Annotated in this window: 20 protein-coding genes; 10 read left to right on the top strand and 10 right to left on the bottom strand. The window is 65.0% G+C overall.

Features of this window, described 5'->3' with window-relative positions; genetic code table 11:
- Window positions 1-172 precede the first annotated feature (172 nt).
- Entirely contained in the window at window positions 173-1372 is a 1200-nt protein-coding gene (locus HDIA_RS20550; RefSeq protein WP_099557852.1) for an SGNH/GDSL hydrolase family protein, read from the bottom strand.
- Window positions 1373-1405: 33 nt separating this feature from the next.
- Window positions 1406-2683 (bottom strand): lytic murein transglycosylase, encoded by a 1278-nt coding sequence (locus HDIA_RS20545; protein ID WP_099557851.1) that lies wholly within the window; start codon window positions 2681-2683, stop codon window positions 1406-1408.
- A gap of 602 nt (window positions 2684-3285) precedes the next feature.
- Between HDIA_RS20545 and HDIA_RS20540 the strand changes: the two genes are divergently transcribed.
- Entirely contained in the window at window positions 3286-4158 is an 873-nt protein-coding gene (locus HDIA_RS20540; protein ID WP_099559060.1) for a UTP--glucose-1-phosphate uridylyltransferase, read from the top strand.
- A 130-nt stretch (window positions 4159-4288) separates the two neighbouring features.
- Here the strand turns inward: HDIA_RS20540 and HDIA_RS20535 are convergent, their stop codons facing one another.
- On the bottom strand, window positions 4289-5803 hold the full coding sequence (locus HDIA_RS20535) for an outer membrane beta-barrel protein (RefSeq protein WP_099557850.1): 1515 nt from the start codon (window positions 5801-5803) through the stop codon (window positions 4289-4291).
- Window positions 5804-6127: 324 nt separating this feature from the next.
- On the opposite strand from HDIA_RS20535, the gene HDIA_RS20530 reads away from it, so the two are divergent.
- From HDIA_RS20530 to HDIA_RS20520, 3 genes are all read left to right on the top strand, one after another.
- Window positions 6128-6898, top strand: a complete 771-nt coding sequence (locus HDIA_RS20530; protein WP_099557849.1) for a motility protein A — start codon at window positions 6128-6130, stop codon at window positions 6896-6898.
- Window positions 6899-6930: 32 nt separating this feature from the next.
- Complete coding sequence (locus tag HDIA_RS20525; protein ID WP_099557848.1) at window positions 6931-7782, top strand: OmpA/MotB family protein; 852 nt, start codon at window positions 6931-6933, stop codon at window positions 7780-7782.
- Between the two features lie 81 nt (window positions 7783-7863).
- Complete coding sequence (locus HDIA_RS20520) at window positions 7864-8358, top strand: hypothetical protein (protein ID WP_099557847.1); 495 nt, start codon at window positions 7864-7866, stop codon at window positions 8356-8358.
- 87 nt (window positions 8359-8445) lie between these two features.
- Here the strand turns inward: HDIA_RS20520 and HDIA_RS20515 are convergent, their stop codons facing one another.
- Both HDIA_RS20515 and gltB read right to left on the bottom strand, forming a co-directional pair.
- The gene (locus HDIA_RS20515) at window positions 8446-9879 is read right to left on the bottom strand and encodes a glutamate synthase subunit beta (protein WP_099557846.1); all 1434 of its coding nucleotides are present in this window, start codon (window positions 9877-9879) and stop codon (window positions 8446-8448) included.
- Window positions 9880-9891: 12 nt separating this feature from the next.
- Window positions 9892-14556 carry a glutamate synthase large subunit gene (gene gltB / locus HDIA_RS20510; protein ID WP_245884311.1) on the bottom strand — a complete coding sequence of 1555 codons (4665 nt, stop codon included), beginning with the start codon at window positions 14554-14556 and terminating at the stop codon, window positions 9892-9894.
- 938 nt (window positions 14557-15494) lie between these two features.
- Here gltB and HDIA_RS20505 point away from each other — a divergent pair.
- The 3 genes from HDIA_RS20505 to HDIA_RS20495 are packed head-to-tail and all read left to right on the top strand — an operon-like array spanning window position 15495 to window position 18671.
- Window positions 15495-16280 carry a CDP-alcohol phosphatidyltransferase family protein gene (locus HDIA_RS20505; RefSeq protein WP_197708055.1) on the top strand — a complete coding sequence of 262 codons (786 nt, stop codon included), beginning with the start codon at window positions 15495-15497 and terminating at the stop codon, window positions 16278-16280.
- Entirely contained in the window at window positions 16277-17050 is a 774-nt protein-coding gene (locus HDIA_RS20500) for an FkbM family methyltransferase (protein ID WP_099557844.1), read from the top strand. The genes HDIA_RS20505 and HDIA_RS20500 overlap by 4 nt, the downstream gene beginning before the upstream one ends.
- Window positions 17001-18671 (top strand): alkaline phosphatase family protein, encoded by a 1671-nt coding sequence (locus HDIA_RS20495; RefSeq protein WP_099557843.1) that lies wholly within the window; start codon window positions 17001-17003, stop codon window positions 18669-18671. Before HDIA_RS20500 ends, HDIA_RS20495 begins: the two co-directional genes overlap by 50 nt.
- Before the next feature lie 11 nt (window positions 18672-18682).
- Here HDIA_RS20495 and HDIA_RS20490 read toward each other — a convergent pair whose 3' ends face one another.
- From HDIA_RS20490 to HDIA_RS20470, 5 genes are all read right to left on the bottom strand, one after another.
- Window positions 18683-19456 carry a class I SAM-dependent methyltransferase gene (locus HDIA_RS20490; protein ID WP_099557842.1) on the bottom strand — a complete coding sequence of 258 codons (774 nt, stop codon included), beginning with the start codon at window positions 19454-19456 and terminating at the stop codon, window positions 18683-18685.
- A 105-nt stretch (window positions 19457-19561) separates the two neighbouring features.
- On the bottom strand, window positions 19562-20599 hold the full coding sequence (locus tag HDIA_RS20485; RefSeq protein WP_099557841.1) for a glycosyltransferase family 4 protein: 1038 nt from the start codon (window positions 20597-20599) through the stop codon (window positions 19562-19564).
- Window positions 20596-20988: a 6-pyruvoyl trahydropterin synthase family protein gene (locus tag HDIA_RS20480; RefSeq protein ID WP_099557840.1), complete on the bottom strand. Its 393-nt coding sequence runs from the start codon at window positions 20986-20988 to the stop codon at window positions 20596-20598. Before HDIA_RS20480 ends, HDIA_RS20485 begins: the two co-directional genes overlap by 4 nt.
- 61 nt (window positions 20989-21049) lie before the next feature.
- The gene (locus HDIA_RS20475) at window positions 21050-22030 is read right to left on the bottom strand and encodes a zinc-dependent alcohol dehydrogenase (RefSeq protein WP_099557839.1); all 981 of its coding nucleotides are present in this window, start codon (window positions 22028-22030) and stop codon (window positions 21050-21052) included.
- On the bottom strand, window positions 22027-22551 hold the full coding sequence (locus HDIA_RS20470; protein ID WP_099557838.1) for a cytochrome b: 525 nt from the start codon (window positions 22549-22551) through the stop codon (window positions 22027-22029). Before HDIA_RS20470 ends, HDIA_RS20475 begins: the two co-directional genes overlap by 4 nt.
- A gap of 428 nt (window positions 22552-22979) precedes the next feature.
- Between HDIA_RS20470 and HDIA_RS20465 the strand changes: the two genes are divergently transcribed.
- The 3 genes from HDIA_RS20465 (at window position 22980) to HDIA_RS20455 (ending at window position 25118) form a co-directional block, all read left to right on the top strand.
- Window positions 22980-23270, top strand: coding sequence for a BufA1 family periplasmic bufferin-type metallophore (locus HDIA_RS20465; RefSeq protein ID WP_197708054.1), 291 nt, complete (start codon window positions 22980-22982; stop codon window positions 23268-23270).
- A gap of 125 nt (window positions 23271-23395) precedes the next feature.
- Window positions 23396-24307 (top strand): MNIO family bufferin maturase, encoded by a 912-nt coding sequence (bufB, locus tag HDIA_RS20460; RefSeq protein ID WP_099557837.1) that lies wholly within the window; start codon window positions 23396-23398, stop codon window positions 24305-24307.
- Window positions 24291-25118, top strand: a complete 828-nt coding sequence (locus HDIA_RS20455) for an HvfC/BufC N-terminal domain-containing protein (protein ID WP_099557836.1) — start codon at window positions 24291-24293, stop codon at window positions 25116-25118. The genes bufB and HDIA_RS20455 overlap by 17 nt, the downstream gene beginning before the upstream one ends.
- Window positions 25119-25124 lie beyond the last annotated feature (6 nt).

Here is a 25124-nt window from a genome sequence, read left to right as displayed (position 1 = left end):
TTCCTGCAGGGTCAATGAGGGCCGTTGCGGACACGCGTGTTGATGTCGATGTGGAACCGGCGGAGAGAAAAGTGCCGGCATTTTTCTCCCCGCCCGCCTCAGAAGGGCCTTTTGCCCGACGTTACCGGTTCGATCCACCCCCTATGGCCCGACGGTATCCGGTGTCGCGGGTTTAGTTAGCGGGCGTCATCCCAGGTGCTGGCGCGATTGCCGTGTCGCTTCGGTCGCCGAAATCTGCGGGCATGTTTGCGCCGTCGGCACGCCCCGGGACGTGGGGGAGCGGTAATCCTTCGATCACAAGGCGATAGAGCGGCGTTCCCTTCTTCGGCTGGGGCACCGTCTCCGGCGTCAGAAGCTCTCTCGACAAGTCGCCGGCCGGATCGCTCAGCGACATGACCCGCCCGTCGAGCGGCAGGGGCATGCCGGTCATTGTCCCCTTCACCAGCCATTCCCGCAGCAACTGTTCGGCATAGAAGGCGAGTTTCCTTCGGCCGGACGAGGTGAAATGGATGCCGTCCGACAGACGCAGGCGCCGGATCTGGCCGTCAATGTCGGGACCCGACGCAATGAAGCCGCCGGTGTCGGAGGCAAATGGTTTCCACGCATCCACATAGACGGCGCCGGTATTCTCCAGGCCTTTCCGGATCAATTCGTCGATGGTCGCCATGTCCTTGGACAGGCGTTCGCTTTCCATTGGAACGAGGCCGACCCACCACAAAGGCACATTGCGGGCCGCAGCAGTGACGGCGATGTCGCGAACGCGCTGCATGTAGGCGGCTTCCCATTCCGGGGTTCCGAAGTCTGCGGTGCCGGCCGGAAGCCCGATCGCCTGCCGGTCGTTGAGGCCGATCTGCACGACGACCGCATCGGGAGGATCGTCGCCGTCGAGCATCGCACCGAGATCGGCGGGCCAGTCCTTGTAGTCCTTGCGGACGAGGCCCGATGGGCCGCTGCTGGCATCGACGACGGCAAGCTCCGGGGTCTCGTCGAACGCCTGCGTCAAGCCGCGGGCAAGATGGCTGGCGAGCGAATCGCCGACGACCGCAACGACCTTCGCATCGGGAGTCTTGGCGACCTTGGGCTCGGGAGGGGCGGTGGCCCGCGCCTTCGGGGGCGCCGTCCTTGCCGCCGGAGCGGGTTGTTGGGGCAGGAGCGGGCGCGGTCCCACGGGCGCGGCGGGTTCGGGATGAATGCCGAAGAGGCGCTGGAAGAAGTTGCGGTTGTCGCCGGCCTGGGCCAGTTCGATGACGCCGATGCCGCGCGCCGCTTCATTCGGCGCCGGCGACTGGTCCGGACCCGCCGCTTCGGCGCCATGCGCGACGACGATGCCGAGGAGCACGAGAAGGATCGAGATCGCAGGCCGCGTCCTCATACCCCGGTCCCTCCGGCCGATGCGGGGCCGCTCTTAGCGGCGCAGATGCTCCAGCAGCTTGTCATTGGCGTAGCCGTCCGGCACCAGGCCCATCGCCGTCTGGTAGGCCCTGATGCCCTCGATGGTGCCCGAGCCGATCTTGCCGTCCGTCGGACCGACATCGAAGCCTTTGGCGTTGAGCAGGGCCTGCAGTTCCATGCGCTCGTCGGCCGACAGGGACCGGTCGTCCCGGGGCCAGCTTGCGATGAACGGTCCGCCGCCGATCAGCCGGTCGCCGAGGTGGCCGACGCCGAGTGCGTAGGCGACGGCGTTGTTGTAGCGGCGGATGACCTTGAAGTTCTTCAGCATCAGGAAGGTCGGTCCGCCCGAACCGCCCGGCATGATCAGTTGCGCGCTGTCGGTCGGACGGGGGAATGAACCGGCATTCGCCCGCCGGATGCCAAGCGATTGCCAGTCGGCGACCGTCATGGTCCTGCCGATGTTGCCGTAATTGAAGCCCGAGGGAAGCATGACCTCGTAGCCCCATGTCTCTCCGCTGCGCCACCCCATCCGCGCAAGGTAGTTGGCCGTCGAGGCGAGAGCGTCGGGCACGGACGTCCAGATGTTGCGCCGGCCGTCGCCATCGAAATCGACGGCATAGGCCTCGTAGGTGGTGGGAATGAACTGGGTGTGGCCCATGGCACCGGCCCAGGAGCCGAGCATGTGGCGGGCGTCGACGTCGCCGCGCTGAACGATCGCGAGCGCGGCGAGCAACTGCTGGCGGCCGAACCGGGCACGCTTTCCGCCATCGTAGGCAAGCGTTGCCAGCGAACGGACGACGTCCTTGACGATCCTCGGGTTGTCCAGGACCGATCCGTAGGAGCTTTCCATGCCCCAGACGGCCACGACATATTGCCGGGGCACGCCGTAGGTCGTCTCGATGCGGTCGAGCAGACGGCGGTGCTCGGCGAGCATTGCCTTGCCGTTCTCGATCCGGGTCTCGGAAACGGCACCGTCGAGATATTCCCAGATGGGCTTGTGGAACTCGGGCTGGCGATGCGCCTTTTCGATGACGTCCGGGTCGGGGCCGACGTTGGCGAAGGCCTGGTCGAAGACGCGGCGCGAGATGCCGCGGTCACGCGCTTCCGGCCAAAGCCGCTCGACGAAGGCCGAGAAGTCCGCCGGGATGCGGCCGTCATTGAGGGCTGGCTGAACCGGTGCGGAAAGGCTTGGCACCAATCCCAGCGGATTGTCGACCGCCATGCATGCCGTCGACGGCAGGCTGATGAGGATCGCAAGTCCAATTCGGGTGATCGCGCTGGCTCTTTTCATGAATCAACCTGTGAACTGGAATATCGCCGGCAGGTCCGAAATTCCCGGACGGCTATTGGGTATCTTTCCCTGCACTGCGTCGTCAGTCCGGCCGATGGTCTCATGAAATTCAGGCGAGGCCAATGTTCCGGACGCCCGCGGCAAGGGCATTCGCGAAGCGGCAGCATCCGACGCCACACGTCCGGCAGGCGGCTGCAAGCACGCGCATGGCTCCAGTGAAGACGCGTTCTGGTTAATGGAGGATGAACGAGCCCTCTGTGGGCACCGTTGCCATTGTTCGGGCGGTGTCCGCAAAATGGCCCGAATGATGGTCTTCGGTCGGGTGCCGTCAGAACGACCGAAAGTCACGCCAGAGATGACCCTCGCGCCAGCCTCGATTTTGCCAACTCTTAACTCTGTAGGGTCAAATCGGCGTCCAAATATCGGCGGAACGCTCCCGTTCACGCAAACTGAACGATCTTGGTTTAGTTGACGGCTTCAGAACAATTTGTTGGTCGCCAGCGTTGAGCTGACGGTAACCGTCGCTGGAGGCCGGCGACGGCGACGGCGGATGCGGACTTCGGCGGATTGAATTTTCATGTCGAATGTATGAGGAGTTCAGGGTGAGCAAGAAAATTCGCAAGGCAGTGCTTCCTGTTGCGGGTCTCGGTACGCGATTCCTGCCGGCGACGAAGGCCGTGCCGAAGGAAATGATGACGATCGTCGATCGTCCCGCCCTCCAGTATGTCGTCGACGAGGCGCGCGCGGCCGGCATCGAGCACATCATCTTCGTCACCGGCCGCGGCAAGGCCGTGATCGAGGACCATTTCGACGTTGCCTACGAATTGCAGCAGACGCTGGAAGCGCGCGCCAAGACCGAGGCGCTGGAGACGCTGAAGCGTGACCTGCCGCTCGCCGGCTCGTGCAGCTTCACCCGCCAGCAGGCGCCGCTCGGTCTCGGCCACGCGGTCTGGTGCGCCCGCGACATCGTCGGCGACGAGCCCTTCGCGGTCCTGCTTCCCGACATGCTGATGAAGCACACGACGCCCTGCCTGAAGAGCATGGTCGAGGCCTACGAGCAGACCGGCGCCAACGTCATCTCGGTGGAGGAATGCGATCCGGCGATGGCGCACCAGTACGGCATCATCGGCGTCGGCAAGACGCTCGCCGAGGACACCTACGAGGTGACGGCGATGATCGAGAAACCGAAGAATCCGCCGTCGAACCTCTTCATCTCCGGCCGCTACATCCTGCAGCCGGAAATCTTCGGCCTCCTCTCCAGCCAGGAGAAGGGCGCGGGTGGCGAGATCCAGCTCACCGACTCCATGCTGCGCCTCATGGAAACCTCGCCCTTCGTCGGCGTGCGCTTCCGCGGCACGACCTATGACACCGGCACCAAGCTCGGCTTCCTCATGGCCAACATCGCCTATGCCATGGACCGCACCGACATCCATCCCGATATCGCCGGCGAACTGGCGGGGGTCCTGAAGCGCTGAGGGCCTTGCCCGAGCAGCTCTTTCAAAGAGGAAACGTCCGATATGCGGCACCGGGGCTCCTGCGCTCCGGTGCCGTTTTGCTTTTGAGCCCAGGTGCGCCTGCCAGGGGATGCCTGTCAGGGGATGCCTGTCAGGGGCGCAGAGTGAGGCCCGCCTCCAGCCGCGCTTCGCGGGTGTCGTCACCGGTTGCCGTGGAGTTCGAATACTGATAGGACGCGGTGGTGGAGAGTTCGACGTTGGGGTTGAGCCGCCAGCCGAGGGCGGCGTCCACCGTGTAGGAGTCGATCTGACGGTCGATCCCGGTGTACTCGCTGCGCGAGAAGGCGCCGCCGAAGCGCAGGTTGACGTTCTCGCGGATGTCCCGGGACACATGGGCATCGAAGGCCGTCACGACGTAGCCGGACGCACCGGCAAGGGTCGTCGGCGCAAAGCTGGTCGACAGGGCCAGGTTCAGCGCGGTGATGTCGTCGATCTGCCAGGCCAGGGACCCGTCGAGGATGAGCGCGTCGATCGGGGCAAGCCGGCCGTCATCCATGGTCTCGCGGCCATAGCCGGCCGCGATCTCGCCTGTCGCGGTCTCGCCGTCGAGAGACAGGCCGCCCTTCAGTTCGTAGCCGTGGCTGGACCGGTCGAAGCCGTTGACGTCGGCGGACTTGTCGTTCAGCCGGACGAAAGCGCCGCCCTCGACGAAGGGCGCCAGAATGCTGCCCCGGTCGTAGGCCAGACGCAGCGAACCGTCGAGCGCGGTGTTGTTGCGGTCGGCGGCATTGGTGCCGGCGGACGTTCCATAGGCCGTGCGGTCGACGGAGCCCTTCAGGGTCGTGCCGATGATACCGGCGTTGCGCACATAGCCGAAGTCGGCGCTCAGCACCTGAACGTTGACGGTGTTGGTGCCCGCCGCGGAGGGGTCTTCGCTGGAGGCATCCTCGCGGGAGAGGGAATAGCCTCCGTTGAAGGTCAGCGTATCAGTCTCGGTGAGGGCGTGGGTGAGGGCCAGCGTGGTGTCGAAGGTCGGGCTCCAGCGGATCGCCGGCGCGTAATAGTCGGTGAGGCTGCCCTTCATCGTCAGGACACCCGTCGTCACGTCATTGTCGAGATTGCGGATTTCCAGCTCGGCGCGGGTGGTCGAATAACCCGCCTTGCGGGCATTCGCCGCGCTGGTGGCATTGGTGGTCGCGCCGCCGCCGACGTAGAGCGACGGACGCAGCGCCAGCGACCCGGTCAAGATATCGCGCGGGTCGAAGGGATTGCCGCGCGGCGGCTGCGGCCCCTGGCCGAAGGGCTTGAGCGTTTCCGTCGGCCGGGTCGGATTGAGCGGGCTCTGGACCGGCCGCGTCACGGGATTTGACTGGGTGTCGGTCAGGAAGGTGCCGCGCAACGATTGCCGGAGTGCGGCCGGGGACGTGGTCCTCCGGTTCGCCGCCGCCGTCGACCCGGACGTCGAGGTCGTGGCGGCGGAGGTGTCGGTTGCGGATGGATCGGCATTGAGCAGGTCGACGGATGCCGACGGATCGCCGGTGGATGTCGTGCCGATGTCCGTCGCTCTGTCGCCGAGGCTTTGCGCGTCCGCATGCCCCATGGCAGCAAGATGCACGCCGAGCGCAAGGCTCGCGATCCGGACCGGAAGGCGAATGGCGTTCAACATCCTGTTTCCTGTGGACGGCTTCCTGCCGCCAGTGACGATGTCTCTTCTGTAGCGACCTGTTGTCCGCCTGCCCGCCGAAGGGCTGTCGGAAGAGCCGGCTACCTTGGTAACTCAATGGTAAATATTCAGGGTAAATGGGGACTTAACATTCACCTTTTTCGGCCCGAACAGGCCCAATTTCGTCCCAGGGAAGGACATTCCCGGTCCACCGCATGCCAAATTTCGTTGGCGGCAAGCGGCGAAGTTCACGTTTGATTAGCCCCGATCTGCCTATGGTTCGGCAATGCTTCCTCGGCAGTCTCGGGTCTTGGCGGGCGACACTTCATGGATATAGCAACGATCATCGGCATCATCGGTGCCTTTGCGGTCACGGCCTGGGCAATCTGGATGGGCGGCGCCTTCAGCGCCTTCGTCGACGTTCCCTCCATCGGCATCGTGGTTGGCGGCTCGATCTTCGTCGTGATGCTGCGCTTTCAGCTCAACACGGTCATCGGCGCGCTGGCAACCGGCGGAAAGGCGGCCTTCCAGACGAGCAAGGCCTCGCCGCGAGACCTGATCGAGAACATCACCGAAATGGCCGAGGTCGTTCGCAAGCAGGGTCCGCTCGGACTTGAATCGCTGGAAATCGCCGATCCCTTCCTTTCCAAGGGCAAGCAGATGATCGCCGACGGCTACGATCCGAGCTTCATCCAGGAATCGATGGAGCGCGAGCGCGATCTCTACCTGACACGCCTTGCGGAAGGCGCGCGCATCTTCAAGGCGATGGGCGATTCCGCGCCGGCCTTCGGGATGATCGGAACGCTGGTCGGTCTGGTGCAGATGCTGCAGGCGATGGACGATCCTTCCAAGATCGGCCCGGCCATGGCCGTCGCGCTGCTGACGACCCTTTACGGCGCGTTGATCGCCAACGTCATCTGTCTGCCGGTGCACGAAAAGCTGAACGCCAAGGTGGACGTGGAAGAGATCAACCAGACGCTGATCATCGACGGCGTCGTCCAGATCCGCAATTCCAAGAGCCCGAATCTCATCCGAGAGATGCTGCTCGCCTACCTGCCGGAGAAGCAGCGGCAGGCGGAGGAAGCCGAAGCGGCGTAACGGCCGGTCCGGCAAGGAAGGAGAACGAGGCGATGGCACGCAAGAAGGGCGGAGGCGGCGGCGGCGCACCGGAGTGGCTGGTGACCTTCGCCGACTTGATGTCGCTGCTCGTCTGCTTCTTCGTGCTGATCATCTCCTTTTCGACCCAGGACCAGAAAAAGCTGGAGATCGTCGCCGGCTCGATGAAAGACGCCTTCGGCGCGGTGCGGGACCGCAAGCTTGCCGGCCTCATCGAGATCGACGGCCTGCCGTCGCGCGAGTATATCCGCGACATCACGCAGATGCCCGATACGTCCGACGACCAGACCAAGCAGGAAGAGCAGAACCTGCATGGCGCGGAGGACAAGAAATCCAACGACGCCTCGGTCGAGGAAAACCAGATCCAGAATTCGCGCAATTTCTCTCTCGCCGCGACTTCCCTCCGCCAGGCGATGCAGGAACTGCCCGAGATTTCCGAGATCTCCAAGCAGGTGATGATGGAGATCACCAACGAGGGGCTCGATATCCAACTCGTCGACCAGGACGGCCGGTCGATGTTCGCGGAAGGCTCCTCCATCCCCTATGCGGCGACGCGCCGACTGCTGGAGGTCATGGCGCCGGTGCTCCGGCAACTTCCCAACCGGATCAGGATCACCGGGCACACCACGGCCTCCCGGCCGGATGCACCGCCCGGACAGACGGCGTGGGACCTTTCCTCGGCGCGCGCCAACGCGGCGCGGCAGATCCTTGCCGATTCCGGCATTCCGAGCAATCAGTTCTATTCCGTGGTCGGCAAGGGCGAGAACGAGCCGCTGTTTCCCAACGACCCGTTCCTTGCAGCCAACCGGCGCGTCAGCATTCTTCTCATGAACGAAGAACCGCCGCTGCCGGATGGGTCGCTGTAGGGCGGTCCGGTTTGACCTGTCGCCACTGACGGGACCGAGATGGCTTGAGGCGGTTGCAACCTGCGTTCAAGATTGCCGCCGATGGCGAATACCCTTGAGACGCTCTGTGAGATTCTGACCCAGCTTGGCGCAGGCCGTGTGCCGTGCGCCATCACCGGCGGCTGGGCGGAAGAACTGCTGGGCCTGCGTGAGCCCTGGAAGCACGCGGATATCGATCTCGTCTACCAAGGCGAGACGTTCGCAGCCCTGGACACCGCGATCGAACATCTGAAACCAACGGTCCGCGAGGTATGGCAAAAGCGGTTCCGGCACAAACGGGCGTTCGTCTTCGAAGGCACTCTTTGTGAAATCACGCTGGTACAAGGCGGTCCCCTGGCGCCGGTGACCCATTATTGGGGCGATGTTCCGTTCCACTGGCAGGTTCCCCTGCTGCATCAGGAGATGGTGGATCTGCCGTGTTGCCGGGCCAGTGTGATGTCGGCCGACAATCTCCTCAGGCACCGCCTCTGCTGGAAGGAGACCCAGCCCCATCGTTGGCGGGATCCGGCGTCGCTGGAGCCGGCCAGAAGGCCGTGAACGGTTCTCCAAGCCGCGACCAGATCAATCCGGCAACAAAAAAGGCGGGAATATCCCGCCCTTTTCTTTTGTCTGTGTCCTGCCGGCTCAACGCGGAAGGTTGGACGCGCCCATCAGATAGGTGTCTATCGCCTGCGCGGCCTGACGGCCCTCGCGGATCGCCCAGACCACCAGCGACTGGCCGCGGCGGACGTCGCCGGCGGCGAAGACCTTGTCGATGGAGGTCTTGTAGTCCTCGGTGTTGGCGGCAATGTTGCCGCGCTTGTCGCGGTTCAGCAGCGGGCCGACCTCGGCGAGGTAGGTGCCTTCGCGCGGGCCGGAGAAGCCGATCGCCATCAGCACGAGATCGGCCGGGATGACGAATTCCGTGCCCTCAATCGGCTTGCGCTTATCGTCGACGCGGATGCACTTGACGCCCGTCGCCTTGCCCTTGTTGTTGCCGACGACGCCGAGCGTTGCCGCCTGGAACTCGCGCTCCGCGCCCTCCGCCTGCGACGAGGAGGTGCGGAACTTGGTCGGCCAGTAGGGCCAGACCGAGAGCTTGTCTTCCTTCTGCGGCGGCATCGGGCGGATATCCATCTGCGTGACGCGGATCGCGCCCTGGCGGAAGGACGTGCCGACGCAGTCCGAGGCGGTGTCGCCGCCGCCGATCACGACCACATGCTTGGCGGTGGCCAGGATCGGTTCCTCGCCGGAGACGTCCTCGCCGCCGACGCGGCGGTTCTGCTGCACGAGGAAGGGCATGGCGTAGTGGCAGCCGGCAAGCTCGGTGCCGCTCATGCCCGGATCGCGCGGCGTCTCGGCGCCGGCGCAGATCAGCACGGCGTCGTGGTTGTCGATGAGATCGGAGAGCGGCATCGTCACGCCGATATCGGCGTTGTAGTGGAAGGTTACGCCCTCTGCCGTCATCTGGTTCACGCGGCGGTCGATGAAGTGCTTCTCCATCTTGAAGTCGGGAATGCCGTAGCGCATCAGACCGCCGGCCTTCGGCTCACGCTCATAGAGGTGAACGTCGTGGCCCGCGCGGGCAAGCTGCTGTGCCGCTGCCATACCCGCCGGGCCGGAGCCGATGACGGCGACCTTCTTGCCGGTCTTTTCCGGCGCGATCTGCGGCGTGATCCAGCCGTTGTCCCACGCCTTGTCGGCGATCGCCTGCTCCACCGTCTTGATGGTGACCGGCACGTCCTCGAGGTTCAGCGTGCAGGCCTCCTCGCAGGGCGCGGGGCAGATGCGGCCGGTGAACTCGGGGAAATTGTTGGTCGAATGCAGGTTGCGCGCGGCCTCTTCCCAGTCGCCCGAGAAGACGAGGTCGTTCCAGTCGGGGATCTGGTTGTGGATCGGACAGCCGGTCGGACCGTGGCAATAGGGAATGCCGCAGTCCATGCAGCGCGCGGCCTGCCGCTGCACCTCTTCCGACGACAGCGGAATGGTGAACTCGCGGTAGTGGCGGATGCGGTCGGATGCCGGCTGGTACTTCTGTTCCTGCCGGTCGATCTCGAGGAAGCCTGTTACCTTACCCATTCTGTCTCTTCCTCACTCCGCAGCCAGACCCATGCGCATGCGCTCCATCTCGCGCAGCGCCCGGCGGTATTCAACCGGCATCACCTTCACGAATTTCGGCCGGTAGGCCTCCCAGTTGCCCAGGATCTCCTTGGCCCGGGTCGAGCCGGTGTGGTGGAGATGAGCCTGGATCAGGGCGCGAAGGCGCTCGTCGTCGTGGCGGGTCATGTCGCTGTCGACGTCGACCCGGCCCTTGAACATGAGATCGCCGCCGTGGTGATGCAGCTTCTCCAGAAGCTCGTCCTCCTCGGGGACGGGCTCCAGATCGACCATCGCCATGTTGCAGCGCTTCTTGAAGGTGTTGTCCTCGTCGAGCACGTAGGCGACACCGCCCGACATGCCAGCCGCGAAGTTGCGGCCCGTCGGACCGATCACCGCGACAAGACCGCCGGTCATGTATTCGCAGCCGTGGTCGCCGCAGCCCTCGACGACCGCGATGGCGCCGGAGTTGCGCACGGCGAAGCGCTCGCCGGCAACGCCCCGGAAATAGGCCTCGCCCGATGTCGCGCCGTAGAGCACCGTGTTGCCGACGATGATCGACGCCTCGGGCACGATCTTCGAGTTCTCGGGTGGACGGACGACGATGCGACCGCCGGAGAGGCCCTTGCCGACATAGTCGTTGCCTTCACCCACCAGATCGATGGTGATGCCGCCGGCAAGGAAGGCGCCGAGCGACTGGCCGGCCGTGCCGGTCATCTTGATCGTGATGGTGTCTTCTTCCAGACCCTCGGCGCCGTAGCGCTTGGCAACCTCGCCGGAAAGCATCGCGCCGGCGGTGCGGTCGACGCTCTTGATCGTGGTCTCGATGACGACGCGCTCGGCCCGCTCCAGGGCGGGAGCGGCCTCGGCGATCAGCTTGCGGTCCAGAACTTCCTTGATCGGGTGGTTCTGACGCTCGGTCCAGTGGATCGCATCTGCGGGCGCTTCGGGCTTGTAGAAGACGCGGCTGAAATCGAGGCCGGCCGTCTTGACGTTGCCGTTGGCGGGTATCTGCGCCAGCATGTCGGACTGGCCGATCATCTCGTCGACGGTCCTGAAGCCCATGGCCGCCATCAGGGTGCGCACTTCCTCGGCGACGAAGAAGAAGTAGTTGATGACGTGCTCGGGCGTGCCCTTGAAGCGCTTGCGCAACACCGGGTCCTGCGTCGCGATGCCGACAGGGCAGGTGTTGAGGTGGCACTTGCGCATGATGAGGCAGCCGGCGGCCACGAGCGGAGCCGTCGCGAAGCCGAAGTCATCTGCGCCGAGCAGGGCGCCGATGACGACGTCCCGTCCGGTCCGAAGACCACCGTCGACCTGCAGGCAGACGCGCGAGCGCAGGCCGTTGGCGACCAGGGTCTGGTGCGTTTCGGCAAGGCCCATTTCCCACGGGCTGCCGGCGTGCTTCAGCGACGTCAGCGGCGAAGCGCCGGTGCCGCCGTCGTAGCCGGAGATGGTGATGTGGTCGGCGCGTGCCTTGGCAACGCCCGCCGCGACCGTGCCGACGCCAACCTCGGAGACGAGCTTGACCGAGACGTCCGCATCCGGATTGACGTTCTTCAGGTCGAAGATCAGCTGGGCCAGATCCTCGATCGAATAGATGTCGTGGTGCGGCGGCGGCGAGATGAGGCCGACGCCGGGCGTGGAGTGCCGCACCTTGGCGATGACCGCGTCCACCTTGTGGCCGGGAAGCTGTCCGCCCTCGCCGGGCTTGGCGCCCTGGGCGACCTTGATCTGCATCATGTCGCCGTTAACGAGGTAATGCGCGGTGACGCCGAAGCGGCCCGAGGCGACCTGTTTGATCGCCGAGCGACGGCTGTCACCGTTGGGCATCCTGTGGAAGCGCTCGGCCTCCTCGCCGCCTTCGCCGGTGTTCGACTTGCCGCCGATCCGGTTCATGGCGATGGCGAGCGATTCATGCGCCTCGCGGCTGATCGAGCCGAAGGACATGGCGCCGGTGGAAAAGCGCTTGACGATCTCCAGCGCCGGCTCGACCTCGTCGAGCGGCACGGGCGCGCGGCCCATCTCCTCGGCGGACTTGACCCGGAACTGGCCGCGCACGGAAAAGCGCCCGACCTCCTCGTTCACCGCCTTGGCGAACTCCAGATACTTGTCCGGCAGGTTGCCGCGGGCGGCATGCTGCAGGCTGGCGATGATATCCGGCGTCCAGACGTGGTTCTCGCCGCGCTGGCGATAGGCGTATTCGCCGCCGACATCGAGCGCGCGGGCAAGAACCGGATCGGAGCCGAAAGCTGCCTCGTGACGCTTGAGAGCCTCCCCGGCGACGGCGTCGATGCCGACGCCCTCGATCGTGGTCGCGGTGCCGAAGAAATACTGCTCGACGAAGTCCGACGACAGGCCCACGGCGTCGAAGATCTGCGCGCCGCAATAGGACTGGTAGGTCGAGATGCCCATCTTGGACATGACCTTGAGGATGCCCTTGTCGATCGACTTGATGTAGCGATAGACGATCTCGTCCTCGGCCACTTCCTCGGGGAACTGGCGCTTCATGCCGAGCAGCGTGTCGAAGGCGAGATAGGGGTTGATCGCCTCGGCGCCGTAGCCGGCCAGAACGCAGAAGTGATGGATCTCACGCGGCTCGCCCGATTCAAGGACGAGGCCGACCGAGGTCCGAAGACCCTTGCGGATCAGGTGGTTGTGGACGCCGGCGGTGGCCAGCAGCGCCGGGATCGGCACGCGGGTGCGGCTCACCAGCCTGTCGGACAGGATGATGATGTTGTACTTGGCCCGGACAGCCTCCTCGGCCCGCTGGCAAAGGGCGTCGAGCGCCGCCTTCATGCCTTCCACGCCGCGCTTGACGTCGAAGGTGATGTCGAGGGTCTTTGCCTGGAACTGGTTGTCGGCGATGTCGCCGATCATGCGGATCTTGTCGAGATCGGCATTGGTGAGGATCGGCTGGCGAACCTCGAGCCGCTTCTTGGTCGAGGTGCCCGTGAGGTCAAGGATGTTCGGCCGGGGTCCGATGAAGGACACCAGCGACATGACCAGTTCCTCGCGGATCGGGTCGATCGGCGGGTTCGTGACCTGGGCGAAGTTCTGCTTGAAATAGGTGTAGAGCAGCTTCGGCTTGTCCGAGAGCGCCGAGATCGGCGTGTCGGTGCCCATGGAGCCGATGGCTTCCTGCCCCGTGGTCGCCATGGGCGCCATCAGGATCTTGAGGTCTTCCTGGGTGTAGCCGAAGGCCTGCTGGCGATCGAGCAAGGTCTCGTTGGAAATGACCGAGGAGACCTGCACCGGAGGCATGTCCTCCAGCACGATCTGGGTCCTTTCCAGCCATTCCTTGTAGGGGTTGGCCTCGGCAAGGCGCTTCTTGACCTCCTCGTCGGAGATGATGCGGCCTTCCTCAAGGTCGATCAGCAGCATCTTGCCGGGCTGCAGCCGCCACTTGGAGACGATCTTCTCTTCCGGAATATCGAGCGTGCCGGCTTCCGAGGCCATGACCACGAGGCCGTCGTCGGTGACGACATAGCGCGCCGGGCGCAGGCCGTTGCGGTCCAGCGTCGCGCCGATCTGGCGGCCGTCGGTGAAGGCAACGGCGGCCGGCCCGTCCCACGGCTCCATGAGCGAGGCATGGTATTCGTAGAAGGCGCGCCGCTCCTCGTCCATGAGCGGGTTGCCCGCCCAGGCCTCGGGGATCAGCATCATCGCGGCATGGGAGAGCTCGTAGCCGCCCATCACCAGGAATTCGAGCGCGTTGTCGAAGCAGGCGGTGTCGGACTGGCCCTCATAGGAGATCGGCCAGAGCTTGGAGATCTCCGCGCCGAAAAGGTCGGACTCCACCGAGGCCTGCCGCGCCGCCATCCAGTTGACGTTGCCGCGCAGGGTGTTGATCTCGCCGTTGTGGGCGACCATGCGGTAGGGGTGCGACAGCTTCCAGGACGGGAAGGTGTTGGTCGAGAAGCGCTGGTGCACGAGGGCTAGCGCCGAGACGAAGCGCTCGTCGGTCAGGTCCTTGTAATAGGCGCCGAGCTGGTAGGCGAGGAACATGCCCTTGTAGACGACGGTCGTCGACGACATGGAGACGATGTAGAAGTCCGACGCCTCGGCGTTCTTCTCCTTGAAGATGGTGCTGGAGATCACCTTGCGCAGGATGAAGAGGCGGCGCTCGAAGTCCTTGGCGCTGAGGCCCTCGCCCTTGCCGATGAAGACCTGGCGGTGGAAGGGTTCGGTGGCGACAATCTCGGGGGCCTTGGACAGGCAGCTGTTGTCGACCGGCACGTCGCGCCAGCCAAGCAGGACCTGCCCTTCGTCGGCGATCACCTTGGCGATGGTCTCCTCGAAATGGGCGCGGCTTTCGGCAACCTGCGGCATGAAGATGTGGCCGACGGCATAGTCGCCGGGCTCGGGCAGGGTGAAGCCCAGCTTGCCGCATTCGTCCTTGAAAAAGGCGTGCGGGATCTGCACCAGCATGCCGGCGCCGTCGCCCATCAGCGGATCGGCGCCGACGGCGCCGCGATGGGTGAGGTTTTCAAGGATCTTGAGGCCGTCGGCGACGATCTGGTGCGACTTCTCGCCGTTCATGCGGGCGATGAAGCCGACGCCGCAGGCGTCATGTTCGCGGGCGGGTTGATAGAGGCCATTGGTGGCGACGGCATCACGGGCTTTGGCCGTCATGACCTTGGCACGAGTGGCCGTCATATCGGTGCGTTCCCCGGTGATGTGGATGCCGTCGAGCTTCTTCATCGCTGACCTCGTCTTGTCGCCCCGACAACGGTCGCCCGAAGCCGGATTGTTGTTTTCGTTTATCGGATTGGCGCGAGCCGTTCCGCAAGCGAAGCACGGTCCGTCCGTCTGCGGACGTTCCTCGTCTCCCGGGCCGTTTTCCCGGCTCCAGCCAGGCGTTGCCGCTTGGCTAGTCGCGGAATGGCCCTTTTGCACATTTCCATTGCAGCGCGTCGGTCCGCCGTCCGGCACCGCGCGCCGCCTCAAAAGCCAGTGCACTCATGCGGTGCAAGGCTTTCGAGCGTGTTCGCCCTGCTTTTCGTCGCCTCTTCGTGTCTCACCCAAGCACGGGTCATGCCGAAGCGGTCGAGTCAAACGCGTCAACCTCACGTGCATGCGTGGAATTCTGTTGCCGGAACCGGGTCCGCGTCAACAAGGCCTCTTAGCATGATCGCAGCGCGTGGCATACGGTCGCAAGGATTGGACTGAACCATCTCCTTGCCCGGCCGGCGTGCCCGATGTGGAGAACCGTTCCAGAGATCACAGAATGCCGAGGAACGGGACGACGCGAATAATTGGACAGCAATACTGTCCTATCATTCGGCGCTTTAATGCCAGACTTTTGTGCAAAGAGCAAGTGGCGGACGCTCGGGGAAAGACGGCGTTTTTCCGTATTGCAGGGTGCTAATCTCCAGGAAACAGGCCCTCTTCCAGAGACCGTGCTCATTCATTGCCTCATCTTGCGTGAAATCAATTAGTCCTGTCGTGAAACGCGGCCACTCTCACCGCATTTGAACCGATGGCCTCATGCCCTAACTGGATCTTTGCCGGCTCTTGTCTAACCGTCTGTGAGAGACAATCTTTGCTGGGCCCGTGCACGGCCGTTTCCGTGACGATATGACGATGTGGAGTCAATGAAGGATCCAGCCTCGACCCGGCGGTTTGCGCCGATCCTGACAAGCACGGGCCTTTCGTTGCTGATGACAGGGGGCGCGCTTGCGGCCGTTGCGGTTGCCTTCAGCGCCTGTAGCGGCCTCGGCGCCATGGTGGTCTGGGGCGCGATGGCGAGCTATCTCCTCCTTTCGGCCGTCGTTCTTGCGACCGTCACCCAGCATCATCCGTTCCTGACCTTCGGACTTGCGAATGCGGTCACCAATCTGCGTGCCGCCGTCGCGGCACTTCTGACCGGCGTGCTCGCCGCCATGATGCATGCTCCGGGGCATGGCATCGAAGCGCCGGCGCCGATGCTGACCGGCGATCCGCTTGTGGCGCTGGTTGTCGCGGTCGCGGTCGCGCTGCTCTTCGACGGGGTTGATGGGCGGCTTGCCCGATCGCGCGGGATTTCCTCCGTCTTCGGCGCCCGCTTCGACATGGAGGTCGATGCCTACACCATCCTCTGCCTCTGCCTGCTTCTCGTCGGGATCGGCAAACTCGGCCCCTGGGTGCTGGCGATCGGACTGATGCGCTATCTCTTCGTGCTTGCCGGATGGTGGATGCCCTGGCTGATGCAGCCCCTGCCGCCCTCCAGGAGACGGCAGGCGGTCTGCGTCCTGCAATATGTGGCCCTGCTTGTCGCGCTGTTGCCGCCAGTGACACCTTTTGCCGGCGCGGTTGTCGTGGCCATCTCGCTCGGGTCCCTGATCTGGTCCTTCGCGGTGGACATCCTCGATCTTGCCGGACGGCGGACGGCAGCGGCATGACAGGTCTTGCCGCCAGGGCGGGCCTTGTGCGCTCGCTGGCGATCTATCGGGGGCAGCCATGGCGGCGACGGGCTCTCAGGCGCTTCTATCGAGACCTGCTTGGGACCGGCGACCTTGCCTTCGACATCGGCGCGCATGTCGGCAACCGCAGCCAATTGCTCATCGAGCAGGGATTTCGGGTGGTCGCCGTCGAACCGCAGGCGCTCTTCCACGACTATCTCAAGCGCCACCTGCCGGAGGCTCGCGCTACGGTGCTCAAACTCGCGGTGGGGGCTGAGTCCGGGACGGCGGAGCTTGCCGTCTCCAGCCGGCATCCCACCGTCTCGACGCTGTCGGAGGCGTGGCGGGAAAAGGTCGCGGTGTCGGACGGTTTTGCCGGGGTGACATGGGACAGGTGCGAGAGCGTGCGCGTGACGACGCTCGATGCTCTCATCGCCGACCATGGCCTTCCGGAATTCTGCAAGATCGATGTGGAAGGCATGGAGGCGGAGATCCTGAAAGGCCTGAGCCAGCCCATCCCGCTGCTTGCGGTGGAGTATCTTTCCGCGGCGCCGCAGGTTGCCCGCGACTGCCTCCGGGAACTGGATCGTCTCGGCCAGTATGAATTCAATGCCGTCGCAGGCGAGAGCCATCGCTTCGTGCGCGGGGACTGGGTGGGGGCGGGCGATGCGCCTGCCTTCCTCGATGACCTGTTATCGGCCGGCCGGAGCGGCGATCTCTATGCGCGACGAACCGCGGCTCATGAAGGGACCGGCCATGTGGCAGGATGAACGTATCCCGTGGCGACGCGGTCTGGCAGCCTGCATTCTTCTCTATCTGATGCTGCTGATGCCGGCCTCACTGTCGCATCTGACATGGGCAAGCTTCGCGCTTCTGCCGGTGGAACTGCCGCTGATCCTGCTTGCCGGGGTACTCCTGCCAGCCGGGATGCTGACCGGCTTTCGTCTCATTGCCGCTGTTCTTGTTGCCGCGTCGCTCGTCTTCCGGCTGGCCGACATCGGCTCCTATGAAGCGCTTGGGCGGGCCTTCAATCCGGTGCTTGACCTGCATCTCCTCGACGCCGTCTGGCGGCTTCTCTCCGGCGCTGTCGGAACTGTCGGGGCTTTTGCGGCGGCGGCGGGATCGCTTCTGCTCGTTCTGCTGATCCTTCTCGTCACCTACTGGGCGCTTGGCCGGGCCATCGATCTCGTGCGCGCTCTGCCGAAGATCTCGGCCGGCGCCGGTCTCACCTTCAGCGTGCTCGCCCTCGTCGGGCTGAACGGCGTTGCAGCCGGCAGCGCCCTCAACAGGGCCGTGACCGATTTTGCCACCGCCAGCCTTGCCGACCATGTGGAGGTCGCGGTCGAAAGCTTCGGTGACCTGCGTCGTTTCAAGGCGGAAGCGGCTGTCGATCCCGTCGCCGCGATTCCTGATGCGGCACTGTTCGATCGCCTCAAGGGCAAGGACGTCCTGCTGATCTTCGTCGAATCCTACGGCAAGAGCGCCATCGACGGCGACTGCTGCGCGACGCGGACGGCGGCGGCCCTGAAGCGTTTCGAGGACCGGATCGGGCGAAGCGGCTTTTCCGCCCGCACCGGGTTCCTGACCTCCACGACCCTTGGCGGGCAGAGCTGGCTTGCGCATGGCTCGCTGCTCTCCGGCCTCAAGGTCGACAACCAGCGCCGTTACGATGCGCTGGTGGCCTCCGACCGCCGGACGATCAACCGCGACTTCCACAAGGCGGGATGGCGCACGGTTGCCGCGATGCCGGCGATCTCGATGGCCTGGCCGGAAGGCGATTTCTTCGGCTACGACCGGGTCTACGACGCCCATACGCTGGGCTACAAGGGCCGGCCCTTCAACTGGGTGACGATGCCGGACCAGTATGTGCTCGACGCGGTGCGCAAGTTCGAGCTCGACAAGCCGCGCGACAAGCCGGTGATGGTGGAAATGGCGCTCATCTCGTCGCATGCGCCGTGGACGCCGATTCCGCCGCTGATCGACTGGAAGGATGTCGGCGACGGAACGGTCTTCAACACGTGGTCGGATTCGGGCGACCCGCCGGAGGTGGTCTGGAAGGACGTCTGGCACGACCCGAGCCGGGTGCGCGAGCAGTTCTCGATCTCCATCGCCTATTCGCTGGACGTGCTCTCCTCCTATCTGGAGACTTACGGCACCGACCGGACCGTGATGATCTTCCTCGGCGATCACCAGCCGGCGCCGCTGGTGACGGGGGAAGGGGCCGGGCTCGACGTGCCGATCCACATTCTGGCGCGCGATCCGGCGGTGCTGGACGCGATCGACGGCTGGCACTTCACCAGGGGGATGGTGCCGGACGCGGAGACGCCCGTCTGGCTGATGCAGGATTTCCGGGCGCGTTTCGCGGCGGCCTTTTCAACGCCGCTGGATTGAACCGGTCCCCGTCAGGAGGGCAGGCCCAACAGATCGAGGTGGCCGATCACGATTTCGCCGGTGGGGATCGCGGTCATCCTGAAGTCGAGCCAGTTCACGGCTTCCCGTTCTTCGAACCCCGCTTCGACAGCGGCTCCGGCAATGCCCTTCACCAGTTCCTCGCAGAGGTCGGCGAGGCGTCCGTCGAGCCGCCAGTCGCTGCGGGCGGTTTCGACCTTGTATCCCTTCAGTTCCAGGCAGGTGCGCAGGAAGAGGGTCGCATCCGGGCCGAGGGCCGGCCCAAACCCCTTGTCGCTGCGCTGGTGCTGATTGAAGGCGCTCGTGATCGTCAGATCGTGCGCATGATACGGGGAAAAGGCCATGTATCCGTCGTAGGAGAGGGAGGCGTAAAGGCCGGTCCGCGCCTTTGCGACCGCGTTCGACATGGCGTCCAGCCAATCCGCCGAGACCAGATCGACGAGCGCCGAGGCGGTGACGAGGCGGGCCCCGTTCATCGGCAGACGATCAACGGCGCGGAGATCGAGTTCGAAGGTCTCGATCTTCGGATGACGGCCCGTGGCGGCGGCCAGCAATTCGGAATCGTGATCGACGAGCCGCCAGTTCACCGACCGGCCAAGATCCGGCATCGCGCGAAGCGTGGAGCCGGTTCCGCCGCCAAGATCAACGACGATGGCGCCGGGCGATGCGTTGATCCAATCGATCGCTTTCCGGCAAAGCGCCGGATCGCGGGCGGCGTGATCGGCCGGCTCGCGCAGATCGAGCCAGTCGGTGGAGAAGCTGCTCATGGGCCCCCTGGCATGGTTCGAGCCATGCTCTTGCGCGCCGCCATCTGCCGGCACCATCGGGCCAATTGTGGCTTACGGTCAAGCAGCTTGCGAATTTTCATCGCTCTAGCGCGTCAGGAGCACGCCGGCGACGATGCCGGCGGTCGTGTTCCAGCCGGGCAACTGCCGTCCTGACGCAAAGGCGCCTTCGGCATAGCGGCGTCGCAAAGGCTCGTCTGTCAGCATGGTACGCAAGGCGGCGGCAAGGGCCGGGATATCCTCCGGCTCAACCAGAATGCCGGCGTCGGGAGTCACGACGTCCGGCACGGCACCAGCCCGGCAGCCGACGATGGGCAGGCCCTGCGACATCGCCTCGGCAAAGGCCATACCGTAGCCCTCGTAGCGGCTCGGCAGACAGAAGATGTCGGCGTCGGCCATCAGCGCGCGCACGTCCTGGCGCTGGTCGAGAATGGCGATCCGTCCCTCAAGCCCGCTCGCCGCGACCATCGCCCTGATCTTCTCCGCCCACGCCGGATCGAGCGTCGAACTGCCGACGAAGCTGGACCGCCAGTTGAGATCGGAGAGCGTCGCCAGCGCGGCGACGAGCATGTCGTGGCCCTTCCTCGGAATGAGCGAGGCAACGGTGACGATATGCGGCGGATGGTTGCCGCCGGTGGCGCGGGGGCCTGGCTCGGTTCCGGGGACGGCGACCGTGATGCGGTTCGGCTCCACGGCGAAATCGGCGGCGAGGGTCCGGGCCGTTTCGGGCGAGGTAACGATCACATGGCGTGCATGCCGGAGGGCGGCGCGTTCGTCGGCAAGAAGCCGCGTCGAGGTCTCTTCATCGAGACCCGTCTCAAGACCCAAAGGGTGGTGAATGAGCGCGGTGAGACGGGTGCGCTGGCCGAGTTCGGCCATTTCCTCAGGCATGGCGCTGAAGGCGAGACCGTCGATGAGGATGGAGGTGCCGTCAGGCAGGGCGTTCAGGTGTTCCGCGGCCGCGCGGCGAGTCGAGGCATCGGGGAGCGGAAAGCCGTCCGGCAGGGCAAGATGGGTGACGGTCCAGCCGATGGCCCGCAGACCTTCGATCAGCTTGCGGTCATAGCCGTAGCCGCCGGACAGCGTGTCGATGTCGCCTGGAATGGCGAAGACGACCTCGCTCAAACGTCACCTTCGAACCAGGCACGGGCAACATGCGACTCGTGCAAGGTGACGCGGATTTTCTTGAGCGTACTGGCGCCCAGCGCGCCGCTTTTCGCGGCTTCCCGCAGCTTCTCGAAAACATGGCCGCAGAGAAATTCCGTCGTTGTCACCTTGCCGGCAAACTCGGGAATATCGTCGAGATTGGCGTAGTTGAGTGGCTTCAGGGTCGCCGAAAGCGCCTCGCTGGCAAGGCCGATGTCGACGACAAGGCCGTCGTTGTCGAGGCTTTCGGCAAAGAAGGCGGCATCGACGACGAAGGTCGCGCCGTGCAGGCCCTGGGCCGGGCCGAAGACCGGGCGTTTTAGCGAATGGGCGATCATGATGTGGTCGCGGACTTCGACGGCGAACATGGTGCGACAAGGACCTTTCTGGGAGATGGAGACAGGCGGCGGCGATCGAGCCGCTCTGGTCTCAGGAATAGCGGATGCGGTGGCAGAGGGTCGCCGGATCGGCGAGGATGCGGGCATAGTCCTCGCCAAGGGACGAAAAGGGCGTTTCGCCGGAAATCAGGCTGTCGAGCGCCGGGGCGGCGAGCAGGCCAAGCGCCTGCCGCATGCGGTCGGCGTGGCTGCGCCGGGCGCGGCGCGCGGGCGAGACGGCCCCGACCTGCGAACTGACGAGCGAGATCCGGCGGCTGTGAAAGACACCGCCGAGGGGCAGGGTGACCTGCCGCTCGCCATACCAGCTTGCCTCGACGAGCCGGGCCTCGAAGCCACAGGCAGTCAAAGCGGTCGCAAGGCCCTCGCTGGTGGCGGAGGCATGGACGACGACATCGCAATCCTGCGGGGCCTCGTCCGGCAGGGCGAAGGCGCAGCCGAGCCGGTGAGCGATGTCGGCGCGCTCCGGCGCGATGTCGACGACGGTGACCTCCACTCCGGGGATCTGGGCGGCAAGCCAAGCCGTCAGCAGGCCGACCGTACCCGCGCCGACGACGGCAATGCGGTCGCAAGGCAGAAAACCCGCGTCCCAGGCGATGTTGAGCGCCGTTTCCATGTTGGCGGCAAGCACGGCCCGTTCCGACGGCACTGTGTCCGGGATGGCGATGGCGGCTTCCTCCGGCAGGGCGAAACGGTCCTGATGGGGATGGAGGCAGAAGATCCATTGCCCGATGCGGTCCGGCGGGCCGCGCCGGAGGCGGCCGACCATGGCGTAGCCGTATTTGACCGGATGGGGAAAGCCGCCTTCCTGAAAGGGGCAGCGCATTCGTTCGTGCTCGCTCTCCGGGACCATGCCACGGAAAACCAGCGATTCCGTGCCGCGACTGATGCCCGACCAGACGGCTTCGACCTCGACCTCTCCCGGTGCCAGCGCGCCGATGCCCGTGTCACGAAGATCGGCCTTGCCGGGCCCCGTGATCCACAAGGCCGTTGCCGTCGACCGGGAGAGCGTCAAAGCATGCGCTCCAGCGTCTCGTCGCGGCGGATCACGTGGTGATAGAGGACGCCGCCGAAATGGGCGACGAAGAGCACCAGGATCGTCCAGCCGAGCACCAGATGCGCGGACGAGAGCAGCGGCGCTATGCCGGGTTCCTTGCCGATCGGACTCCAGATCGGCCATTGCCCGAACAGCGAGAAGGGAAAGCCCCAGGCGTTGGTGGCAAGAAACCCGAGAATCGGCTGGATGATCAGCGCCGCATAGAGCGACCAGTGGACCGTGTCGGCGACGCCCCGCTGCAGGGCCGGCATCGGCAGATGCGGCGGAGGCTTCACGAACAGGCGGACGACGAGGCGGGCCAGCATCAGCCAGAGGATGAGGAAGCCGAGGGATTCATGCACCATGTAGAAGGTGAGCTTCACATCTTCCTTGACGAACTTGATGATGGCGCCGGCCGGCCAGGCGACGAAGACGAAAGCGGCGACGATCCAGTGCAGGAACCGGGCGGGGACGGAATATCGCTTCACTGGTTCCGTCATGATCGGGCTCTCCCTTGCGGCCGGGTTCCCTCAATAATGGGGCGGTAGGGCCGGGCCGTCCACGTCCGTACGGGTTTTTCTGTCGCTTTTGCAAGGGCGCGTTGTTGGACGCTGGCGCTGCAGCCCGACGCCGCCAAGGGCGTCATGCCTGCAGTTAAATTGTTATAATTAATTACAATATAGCAAGCTTAGCAATGTGCGCGGGAAGATTTTCTTGCTTCAAGCTATTGAATCAATGCGGCTTTTCATATTCCAGCCACTGCCGAGAACAGACTGTTCACCCGCATGTGAGGCGCCGTCTCGACGGGCGTCACACCGGATTGATTTCCTGTTCAAGCTCCCTTCAGCAAAAGATCGCTCCGTGGCCGAAGACAACTTCGACCGGCTGCAATTTCTTCGATTTTGACTTTGACAGAGGGGAATAGACCATGAAGTTCGACAAGAAGATGTCCGCCGGGCTCATTCTTGCCAGCGCAGTTGCTTCGGCTGTCGCCGCTGCTGCCGTGACCACCACCAGCGCCTCCGCCGCCGAAATGGAAAAGTGCTACGGCGTTGCCCTCAAGGGCCAGAACGACTGCAAGGCGGGCGCCGGTACGACCTGCGCCGGCACGTCGACGGTGGACTACCAGGGCAATGCCTGGAAGCTGGTGCCGGCCGGTACCTGCACCACGATCAAGACGCCGAACGGTATGGGCAGCCTGGAGGCGATGGAGTCCTGATCCGTCGGGCCCGGGATGCCGGCGGGCGGGGTGTCCGCCTGCCGGCTCGATCCGACAAGACCCGTCCGATCGGCTCCAACGCGCAGAGGCAGCCGTGGACAGGCAATGACCGCAGGGGGGAGACAATGACCGCGGCAGGCATCTTCGAGCAGAGCGACATCGCGGCGTCCCGCGTCGGCCGGTCGATTCCCGGACGCGCCGGTGTCGGCCTCAAGCCGGAGCATTTCGCCGACATTCTCGGTGAGCGGCCGGACCTCGGGTTCTTCGAAATTCATGCCGAGAACTACATGGGCGCGGGCGGACCGACGCATCGCCATATGGAGATGATCCGGCGCGACTATCCGGTTTCGGTTCACGGCGTCGGTCTTTCCATCGGGGCTGCGCGCGGGCTCGATCCCGATCATCTCGACCGCCTCAAGGCCGTTTGCGAGCGCTATGAACCGGGGCTGGTGTCCGAGCATCTCGCCTGGTCAAGCCACGGGGCGAGCTATCTGAATGACCTGCTGCCGCTTCCCTATACGCAGGAGACGCTGGCGCGGGTCTGCGATCATGTCGACCAGGTGCAGACGCACCTGAAGCGGCGGATGCTGCTGGAGAATCCATCGACCTATCTGTTGTTTGACGCGTCCGTCATTCCCGAGACCGAATTCCTTGCCGAGGTGGCGCGCCGGACCGGCTGCGGCCTTCTGCTCGACGTCAACAACGTCCATGTCTCGGCTTCCAATCACGAGATCGATGCGCGCGCCTATCTGAAGGCCTTCCCGATCGAGAAGGTCGGCGAGATCCATCTCGGCGGTCACGCCGTCGATGTCGACGACGAAGGTCACCCTCTCCTGATCGATTCCCACGACCGGGAGGTCGATGATCTCGTCTGGGATCTTTTTGCGGAGGTCATCGAGCGCGCCGGGCCGATCCCGACACTGGTCGAATGGGACGCGGACCTGCCGGCCTTTCCGGTGCTTGCCCGCGAGGCGGCGCTGGCGGAGACGATCCTTCAATCCTCGCGCGGAGGGCGCTCCCATGCCCTTGCGTCCTGAACCGGCACAGACCTTGACCGTCCTGCCCGGCAGGGGCGACCACGCGGCGATCGAGGCGGCCTTCGCCGCGGCGCTGACCGATCCCGGCGCTCCGGTGCCGGATGGGCTTTGCGCCCACCATGGCGGGCGTATCGAACGGCGCTTTGCCGTCTATCGCAACAATGTCGTGGCAAGCCTCTGCGAGGCGCTCGGCGATCTCTTTCCCGCCACCCAGCGGATTGTCGGGCAAGAGTTCTTCCGGATGACGGCGCGGGCCTATCTTGCCGCCGAGGCGCCAAGCGATCCGCGCCTCAATGTCTGGGGCGGCAGCTTCCCATTGTTCCTGGAGACGTTCGCGCCGGTGGCCGGATTGCCTTATCTGGCGGATGTCGCCCGCCACGACCGGGCTTATGTCGAGTGCTACCACGCGGCGGATGCCTTGCCGCTCGCGCCGCAGGCGTTGTCGGCGGTGGCGCCGGACGATCTCGGCCGCGTGCGTCTCACGCTGCACCCGGCGGCCCGCATCGTTCGCTCAAGGCATGCGGCGCACACGATCTGGCAGTTCAGCCGCAGAACCGATCCGGAAGGGGACCTCGTGGTGCCGGAAGGCGGCGAGGACACGCTGTTCGTCCGCCCGGACATGACCGTCACGTCCGCGACGCTTCCACCGGGCGGGGCCGCCTTTCTTCTTGCAATCGATGCCGGTGAAACGCTGGAGGCGGCCGCCGATACCGGCCTTGCGGACAGCGCCGGATTCGATCTCGGCACGGTGCTGGCGGTTGCGCTTTCCACCGGTGCCTTCGCGAGCGACGTCGCTTTGGCGCCAGCCTGACGCCTC

Source organism: Hartmannibacter diazotrophicus, from assembly GCF_900231165.1.
GTDB lineage: Bacteria > Pseudomonadota > Alphaproteobacteria > Rhizobiales > Pleomorphomonadaceae > Hartmannibacter > Hartmannibacter diazotrophicus.
The sequence above is the reverse complement of the archived record's forward strand: the minus strand, read 5'-3'. Positions and strand labels throughout refer to the sequence as shown.